At 72.2% G+C, this 7,817-nt stretch carries 7 protein-coding genes; 1 reads left to right on the top strand and 6 read right to left on the bottom strand.

What is annotated here, in order from left to right:
- Window positions 1-54: 54 nt before the first annotated feature.
- The 6 genes from ACWGH0_RS34360 to ACWGH0_RS34335 all read right to left on the bottom strand — a co-directional run bounded on the left by ACWGH0_RS34360 (window position 55) and on the right by ACWGH0_RS34335 (window position 6,550).
- Window positions 55-1,743, bottom strand: coding sequence for a DoxX family membrane protein (locus ACWGH0_RS34360; protein WP_453408199.1), 1,689 nt, complete (start codon window positions 1,741-1,743; stop codon window positions 55-57).
- A 140-nt stretch (window positions 1,744-1,883) separates the two neighbouring features.
- On the bottom strand, window positions 1,884-2,840 hold the full coding sequence (rlmB, locus tag ACWGH0_RS34355; protein ID WP_138904892.1) for a 23S rRNA (guanosine(2251)-2'-O)-methyltransferase RlmB: 957 nt from the start codon (window positions 2,838-2,840) through the stop codon (window positions 1,884-1,886).
- 91 nt (window positions 2,841-2,931) lie between these two features.
- Entirely contained in the window at window positions 2,932-4,335 is a 1,404-nt protein-coding gene (gene cysS / locus ACWGH0_RS34350; protein WP_453408198.1) for a cysteine--tRNA ligase, read from the bottom strand.
- Window positions 4,336-4,477: 142 nt separating this feature from the next.
- A complete protein-coding gene (ispF, locus tag ACWGH0_RS34345) occupies window positions 4,478-4,993 on the bottom strand; it encodes a 2-C-methyl-D-erythritol 2,4-cyclodiphosphate synthase (protein WP_453408197.1) in 516 nt (171 codons plus the stop codon).
- A complete protein-coding gene (ispD, locus tag ACWGH0_RS34340) occupies window positions 4,983-5,738 on the bottom strand; it encodes a 2-C-methyl-D-erythritol 4-phosphate cytidylyltransferase (RefSeq protein ID WP_453408196.1) in 756 nt (251 codons plus the stop codon). Before ispD ends, ispF begins: the two co-directional genes overlap by 11 nt.
- Window positions 5,739-6,067: 329 nt before the next feature.
- On the bottom strand, window positions 6,068-6,550 hold the full coding sequence (locus ACWGH0_RS34335) for a CarD family transcriptional regulator (protein ID WP_006380568.1): 483 nt from the start codon (window positions 6,548-6,550) through the stop codon (window positions 6,068-6,070).
- Between the two features lie 566 nt (window positions 6,551-7,116).
- Between ACWGH0_RS34335 and ACWGH0_RS34330 the strand changes: the two genes are divergently transcribed.
- Entirely contained in the window at window positions 7,117-7,803 is a 687-nt protein-coding gene (locus tag ACWGH0_RS34330; RefSeq protein ID WP_453408195.1) for a DUF461 domain-containing protein, read from the top strand.
- Window positions 7,804-7,817 lie beyond the last annotated feature (14 nt).

The raw sequence follows: 7,817 nt of genomic DNA, 5'->3' as shown, positions 1-7,817 counted from the left end.
GCGCACGGGATGTGCGCCGGGCCCTTCGCCGTGACCGGTCGGTCCGTCGGTCGCCTAGCCGAGCAGGCCGCCGATGACCTTTCCGCCGCTGCCACCGCTGCCGCTGCTGCCACCGCTGCCGCCCGTGGCGCTGCCGCCCGTGGTGCCGCCGGTGGTGCCGCCCGTCGTGCCGCCGCCGGTGGTGCCGGAGCCGCCGGTGGTGCCGCCGCTGCCCGCGCCGCCGCTGGACGTCGGCCCGGCGCTGGTCGTGGGCGCCTGCGGAGGCGGCGGCTGCTGCTGGGACGGGGCCTGGCCGGCCGTGGTGCCCTGCGTCTGGCTGGGCCGCTGGGCGTCCGTACCGACGGTGGCCGTCTCGCGGACCGTGCCGGGGGTGGTGGCCCTCGCCGAGGGGCCGGCGGAGCTGCTCGCGGAGGGAGCCGGGGTGCGGCCCGTCGGTCCCTGCGAGGCCCGGCCGGTGCTGCTGCCGGTCTCCTGGGGCAGCGGAGCCCCGGGGAGGTGGTTGGTCGGGTCGTCGTTCGGGCCGGGCACGGTGACCATGTCCGAGGAACGCACGGCGCCGCCCAGCATCGAGCCGATGAGCAGCGTCACTCCGACGACCAGGGACGCGATGACGGCGCCGCGCCGCAGTACGCGCCGGCGCAGTTCCCACAGCTCCGAGCGCGGCCCGAGCTTGCGCCACGCCTCGCCGGCGAGACGGCCGTCGATGGAGTAGACGGGCGCGCCCGCGATGATCAGCGGCGACCAGGCGGCGAGGTAGATGATGTCGGGCGCGTCGTACGCCGGAACGGTCTTCCAGCTCACCGTCATGATCAGCGCGGCGGAGAGCAGCGTCCCGAAGCAGGCGGCGACGCGCTGCCACAGTCCGAGGACCGTCAGCACGCCGACGACGACCTGGAGGAACGCCACGGTCAGGCCGGCGCCCACGGGGTGGCTGAGCGCGAAGTCCCGCAGCGGCTCGGCGAGGGCCCACGGGTGCAGCGAGGTCAGCCACTTGACCATCGAGCCGCGTTCGCCGCCGTCGAAGTAGACGGGGTCGCACAGCTTGCCCATGCCGGCGTAGATGGAGATGAGGCCGAGGAACACGCGGAGCGGCAGGAGCACCACGCCGAGGTTCATCCGCCGACCGGGGTAGTAGGCGTGGCGGACCGCGTCGGCGTTGCGCCGGCCGCGCTGGTCGCCGATCTCGTACTCGTCGTCGTAGTCGTCGTCGTCGAACTCCCGGTCGGCGCGGGGGTCCTCGGCGGTCCGGTCGGGCACGTCGTACGCGCCGACGGCCTGCTTCATTCGGGGCAGCATCTGCGTCATGGGCGGCTCGGAGCCGCGCGGACCGATGACGGTGGGGATCGCCGCCGTGTCCTCTGTGCTCTCGCCCACGGAGAGCCGGGGGATGACCTGCGTGGCGCCGCTGTCGAGGCGCTCGCCGGACGAGGAGTTCCGTACGGCCTGGAGGAGGCCCGTCGCGCCGGGGTCGCCCGGCTCGGACTTCCCGCTCCAGACGACGGGCGTCCGCCGTCGGGTCGCGGTCGCACCGGCCATCGCCGGAATGCGCGCCGTGTCCCCCAGCCCGCTGCTCACACCGCCCGCCCCCGCGTACGGCGGTACGGGCCGCCGGCTGTGGGCCGGGGCGAGCTGCACGCGGAAGCTGGCGTGGTTGACGATGACCTGCGCTGGATCGCAGGGCACCTTGACCATGCTCAGGGCGGGCTGATCGTCGAACCCGGGTGTTCTGGTGTCCACACTCATCTAACCGAGTGACGTGTCGTTAGGACACTGCCTTGACGCACTCGATCTGTCCGAGACCCGTCAAGACACCCTTACCGGGACATAACCGACCAGGTTTCCGGCTCGGGCCGGCGCACCGCCGCGCCGGCCCGGCCCGCGCGTCAGCGGCGGCGCTGCGCCGCCTCCCAGAGCACGATGCCCGCCGCCACACCGGCGTTCAGCGACTCGGCGCCGCCCGGCATCGGGATGCGGACGAGGTAGTCGCAGGTCTCGCCGACGAGGCGGCCGAGGCCCTTGCCCTCGCTGCCGATGACGATGACGACCGGGCCGCCGAGCTGCTCCAGGTCCTGCACCGTGTGCTCGCCGTCCGCCGCGAGGCCGACGACCGTGATCCCGGCCTTCTGGTAGCCCTCCAGGGCGCGGGTGAGGTTGGTGACGCGGGAGACCGGCGTACGGGCCGCCGTACCGGCGGAGGACTTCCACGCACCGGCCGTCATGCCCGCGGCGCGGCGCTCCGGCACGACCACGCCGTGGCCGCCGAACGCGGAGACGGAGCGGACGATGGCGCCGAGGTTGCGCGGGTCGGTCACGCCGTCGAGGGCGACGATCAGCGGGTCCTCGTGCTTGTCGTACGCCGCCGCCGTCAGGTCCTCGGGGTGCGCGTACTCGTACGGCGGGACCTGGAGGACGAGGCCCTGGTGGTTCAGGCCGTTCGTCATCCGGTCGAGCTCCGGGCGCGGGGCCTCCATCAGGTTGATGTTGCCGCGCGCGGCCGCGAGCTGGAGGGCCTCGCGGACCCGCTCGTCGTTGTCGATGAACTGCTGCACGTACAGCGTGGTGGCGGGGACGCCGTCGCGCAGCGCCTCGAAGACCGGGTTGCGGCCGACGACCATCTCGGACGTGCCCTTGACGCCGCCGCGGCGCGGAGCCGGGCGGCGGACGGCGGCCTGCTTGGCCTTGGCCGTGGCGATGCGGTTCTTCTTGTGCTTCTTGCGGGCCTCGGCGGGCGGCGTCGGGCCCCGGCCTTCGAGGCCCTTGCGCCGCTGGCCACCGCTGCCGACCGTAGCGCCCTTCTTGTTGGACGTGCGGCGGTTCCTGCGCTGGCTGTTCCCGGCCATGACCTGTTACCTGTTCCGTTGCTTCAGACGTGCGTACGTATAGGGGAAAGTGTGCCGCCCGGGACGCCGGGCGGCACGTCGCGCGTTCCGGTCAGCGTGAGCCGAGGGTCCATCGCGGGCCCGACGGGCTGTCCTCGATGACGAGGCCGGACTGCTGGAGCTGGTCGCGGATCGCGTCGGCGGCGGCCCAGTCCTTGCGGTCGCGGGCCGACTGCCGCTGGTCGAGTACGAGGCGTACGAGCGTGTCGACGACCCCGTGCAGGTCCTCGCCGCGCTCCGTGCCGCCGCCCGACCACTGCTCCGAGAGCGGGTCGAGGCCGAGGACGCCGAGCATCGCCCGCACCTCGGCCAGCCGGGCCACGGCCTCGTCCTTGTCGTCGGCGGCCAGCGCGGAGTTGCCCTGGCGGACGGTGGTGTGGACGATCGCGAGGGCCTGCGGGACGCCGAGGTCGTCGTCCATGGCCTCGGCGAACGCGGGCGGGACCTCGGCGGCGGGCTCGACGACGCCGCCCGCCTTCTCCACGACGCGCTGGACGAAGCCCTCGATGCGCGCGAACGCGGACTCCGCCTCGCGCAGGGCGTCCTCGCTGTACTCGATGGTGGAGCGGTAGTGCGGCGTACCGAGGTAGTAGCGCAGCACGATGGGGCGCCACGCCTTGACCATCTCGCTGACGAGCACCGAGTTGCCCAGCGATTTCGACATCTTCTCGCCGGCCATGGTGACCCAGTGGTTGTGCACCCAGTACGCGGCGAAGTCGTCGCCGAACGCCTTGGCCTGGGCGATCTCGTTCTCGTGGTGCGGGAAGATCAGGTCGATGCCGCCGCCGTGGATGTCGAAGGCGGAGCCCAGGTACTTGTGGGCCATCGCGGAGCACTCCAGGTGCCAGCCGGGGCGCCCGCGTCCCCACGGCGTCTCCCAGCTCGGCTCACCGGGCTTCGCGGCCTTCCACATGGCGAAGTCGCGCGGGTCGCGCTTGCCGGTCTCGCCCTCGCCGGACGGCTGGAGGAGGTTGTCGAGCTCCTGGTTGGAGAGCTCCAGGTAGCCGGGGTGGGAGCGCACGTCGAAGTAGACGTTCCCGTCGGCCTCGTACGCGTGCCCGCGCTCGATGAGGCCGCGCATCATCTCGACCATCTCGGTGACGTGGCCGGTGGCACGGGGCTCGTAGGTGGGCGGGAGGCAGCCGAGGGCGGCGTAGCCGTCGTTGAAGGCCCGCTCGTTCTCGTACCCGATGGACCACCAGGGGCGGCCCTGCTCCGCCGACTTGTTGATGATCTTGTCGTCGATGTCGGTGACGTTGCGGATGAACGTCACCTCGTAGCCCCGGTAGGTGAACCAGCGGCGCATGATGTCGAAGTTCAGGCCGGACCTGATGTGCCCGATGTGCGGGGCGGCCTGCACGGTAGCGCCACACAGGTAGATCGAGACGCAGCCCGGCGTGAGCGGGGAGAAGTCGCGAGTCTGCCGGGCGCTGGTGTCGTACAGCCGAATAGTCACCACACCAGGGTAGTGGGCGGACGGCAGTGCCCAGCGACCCTTTGCGGTACGGGGGGCGGCGCGGCGCGGATCAGCCGCCCCTACCGGGGGCCGCCCCGGTCCCCGCCGGGCGGGGAGACGGAGCGGCCGGGGGCGCGACCGCTCACGCCGTCGTGCGGACCACCAGCGCCGTCGCGATCGCCGCGAGGCCCTCGCCGCGGCCGGTGAAGCCCAGGCCGTCGGACGTCGCGGCCGACAGCGAGACCGGGGCGCCGACCGCCGCGGAGAGCACCTTCTGCGCTTCCTCGCGCCGTTTGCCGATCTTGGGCCGTACGCCGACCACCTGGACGGCGACGTTCCCGATGCCGAACCCCTCGGACCGTACGATCCGCGCCGCCTCGGTCAGCAGCGTGATGCCGGACGCGCCGGACCACTCGGGGCGTCCGGTGCCGAAGTGCGCGCCGAGGTCGCCGAGGCCGGCGGCGGAGAACAGCGCGTTGCAGGCGGCGTGCGCGACCACGTCGGCGTCCGAGTGGCCGGCCAGGCCGGGGCCCTCGCCCTCCCAGAGCAGGCCGCCGCACCACAGCTCGCGGCCCTCTTCGAAGGCGTGGATGTCCGTGCCGACGCCGACCTGCGGCAGCGGCGGGACGGGGACCTCGGGGGAAAGCTCAGAAGCCATCGTTGGCCCTCCTGCGGGCGAGTACCGCCTCGGCCAGGACGAGGTCCAGCGGCCGGGTCACCTTGAACGCCTCTTCGTGGCCGGGGACGACGACGACCCGCACGCCGAGCTGCTCGACCATGCCGGCGCAGTCGGTCGCGCCCTCCCCGCCCGCCGCGATCGTCTCGTGGGCGCGCACGAGCGTGGCGCGGTCGAAGCCCTGCGGGGTCTGCACGGCGCGCAGCCGGGACCGCGCGGGCGTGGCGACGACGGGCTCGAGCTCGCCCTTCTCGCCGGGTTCGACCTCCTTGACGGTGTCCGCCAGCGGCAGCGCGGGGACCACCGCGGGCGCTCCGTCCCGTACGGCCTCGACGACCGCGTCGACGGTGTCGACGGGGACGAGGGGGCGGGCCGCGTCGTGCACCAGGACCGTGGTGACGTCGGCGGGCAGCGCTTCGAGTCCGAGCCGCACCGACTCCTGGCGGGTCTCACCGCCCGGTACGACGAGGAAGTCGGTGCGCTCGGGCAGCGCGTGCTCGCCGAGGAGGTTCTTCACCTCGGCGGCGCCGTCCCTGGGCGCCACCACGACGACGAGGGAGACGGCCCTGGAGTTGGCCATGGCCCGTACCGCGTGGATCAGCATGGGGGTGCCGCTCAGCGCGCGGAGCGCCTTGGGCGCGCCGGGTCCCAGCCGCACCCCGCGGCCGGCCGCGGGGATCACGGCGGCGGTGCGCGGCGTGGGTGTGGGGCGCGATTCGTCTGTCATCGGTAGCTCCGGGGCCGACAAGCTTCGGGAACGGGTTTGGCTCCGCCAGGTTTGTGTCCGCGGCCTCGGTGGGTATGGCCACAGCGTGCTGGGCGCGACGCCTTGACCGGCCCCTTCCGTGACGACCGGTCGAGCCGACCGCCCGGGCCCGGCACACCGGGGCGCCGGAGCAAAAGGGGACGCAGGGCCGCGCGGGAGCACGCGAGCGGGTAGCGCGGGCGGAGTGAACGCAACATGCCGCAGCGCCCGGCAACAAGGGCTGGAACCTTGTCGGCGGGCACCGCGGCATCATTACTGGGCATCAGGGAAGGAGCCCCTGGAACCCGGAGTCAGGACGCGAGGACCTCGTCGAGCAGAGCCTCGGCCTTGTCTTCATTGGTGTTCTCCGCGAGCGCGAGCTCGCTCACCAGGATCTGACGCGCCTTCGCGAGCATGCGCTTCTCACCTGCGGAGAGACCGCGCTCACGCTCACGGCGCCACAGGTCGCGCACTACCTCGGCGACCTTGATGACATCACCGGAGGCGAGCTTCTCGAGATTTGCCTTGTAGCGCCGGGACCAGTTCGTCGGCTCTTCGGCATACGGTGCGCGCAGCACCTCGAAGACCCGGTCGAGCCCTTCCTGACCGACTACATCGCGTACACCGACGAACTCCGCATTGTCCGCAGGCACACGAACAGTCAAGTCACCCTGGGCGACCTTGAGCACCAAGTAGGTCTTGTCCACGCCTTTGATCTGGCGAGTTTCGATAGCCTCGATCAGCGCGGCCCCGTGATGGGGATAGACCACGGTGTCGCCAACCTTGAACGTCATGTGACAGGTACCCCTTCCGTGGCTATCCAGAGTAACACGGAAACTGCTTCTTCTGAATGGCGTTTCCGCAGGTCAGGGCATATCTCGGGGCTTGACAACAGCGACAGGAACGTGCTGCGCGGGGCTTCCGGAAGCGGGTATTCGCAGGTCGGAGCGGCTGTACGGGCGCAGAGAAACGCGTACGTTACACCCATCACGGACCCCTCCGAAGACGCCGAACGTCCCGTTTTGCCGGGTTCGGAGCGGCGCAGTCGGCGTACTCCGTTCGGCGATCGGTCACTCGTTCGCCGGAATCAGGAATTGATCACGTACCGCGATGATCAATTCCCGGAGTGTCGCGCATTCCTTACGGATAATCCCCGGCCCGGACGCCCGGCGGCCCTCCCGCGGATATGTGAAGGGCGTACGAAACAGGCCACCGTGTCTCCCGCGGCCGGTATGGCCCGGCGGGGTGGGGCGGGTCGGGTACGAGGGGTGGACGACGGCTCGGTAACCTAAGCGCGCCGACACACCCCTCGGGGCGGCTGTACGCCGCTCGAACCCGTCTAACAGGAGATGCCTCCGCCGTGAGCCGCAGCCTTCGACGCGGTGCCCTCGCCGCCACCGCCATCGTGTTCTCGATCGCGTCGCTTGCCGCCTGCGGGGCGGGCAACGACGCGCAGACGCTGGGGGTCAGGCCGGACAACGCCGCTGCCAGCGTCGACGACATCAAGATCCAGAACGCGGCGATCGTCACCCAGCCCGAGATCGACGCCGAGGGCCCGGCGGTCGTCACCGGCATGGTCTTCAACAACGGCAGCAAGGCGGAGACGCTCGAAGCCATCACGCTGCCCGGCAGCGACGCCAAGGTGAAGCTCAAGCCGGCCAAGGGCTCGGGCCCGCTGACCGTGCCCGCCGGCGGCTCGCTCCAGCTCGGCGGCGCGGGCAACGCCTCCGCCGTGATCGAGGACGGCCGCGAGGCGGCGAAGGACGGCGACGCGCAGCCCGTGCGGTTCGAGCTGAGCGAGACCGGCTCCGTGGACCTGCGGGCGTTCGTCGTCCCGGCCACCCAGTACTTCAAGGGCGTCGGCCCGACCCAGCTCCCGAAGCCGCCGGCACAGTCGCCGTCCGGCTCGGCGAGCGCCGACCCGTCGGGTACGCCGACGGGCTCGGCCACCGGCGAGGCGGGCGCCCCGGCGGCCGGCGCGTCGGCGAACGCGCCGGAGGGCGCCGAGTCCCCCGACGACGCCGCGGAGCACGGCGCCGGCCACTGAGGCACGTACAGCAC

The organism is Streptomyces sp. NPDC054887, from assembly GCF_053610585.1.
The sequence above is the reverse complement of the archived record's forward strand: the minus strand, read 5'-3'. Positions and strand labels throughout refer to the sequence as shown.

Excerpts from the sequence above, each read along its gene's own strand:
- ispF (WP_453408197.1), bottom strand. The coding sequence starts at position 4,993 with ATGGCTTCTGAGCTTTCCCCCGAGGTCCCCGTCCCGCCGCTGCCGCAG.
- rlmB (WP_138904892.1), bottom strand. The coding sequence starts at position 2,840 with ATGGCCGGGAACAGCCAGCGCAGGAACCGCCGCACGTCCAACAAGAAG.
- ispD (WP_453408196.1), bottom strand. The coding sequence starts at position 5,738 with ATGACAGACGAATCGCGCCCCACACCCACGCCGCGCACCGCCGCCGTG.
- ACWGH0_RS34335 (WP_006380568.1), bottom strand. The coding sequence starts at position 6,550 with ATGACGTTCAAGGTTGGCGACACCGTGGTCTATCCCCATCACGGGGCC.
- ACWGH0_RS34360 (WP_453408199.1), bottom strand. The coding sequence starts at position 1,743 with ATGAGTGTGGACACCAGAACACCCGGGTTCGACGATCAGCCCGCCCTG.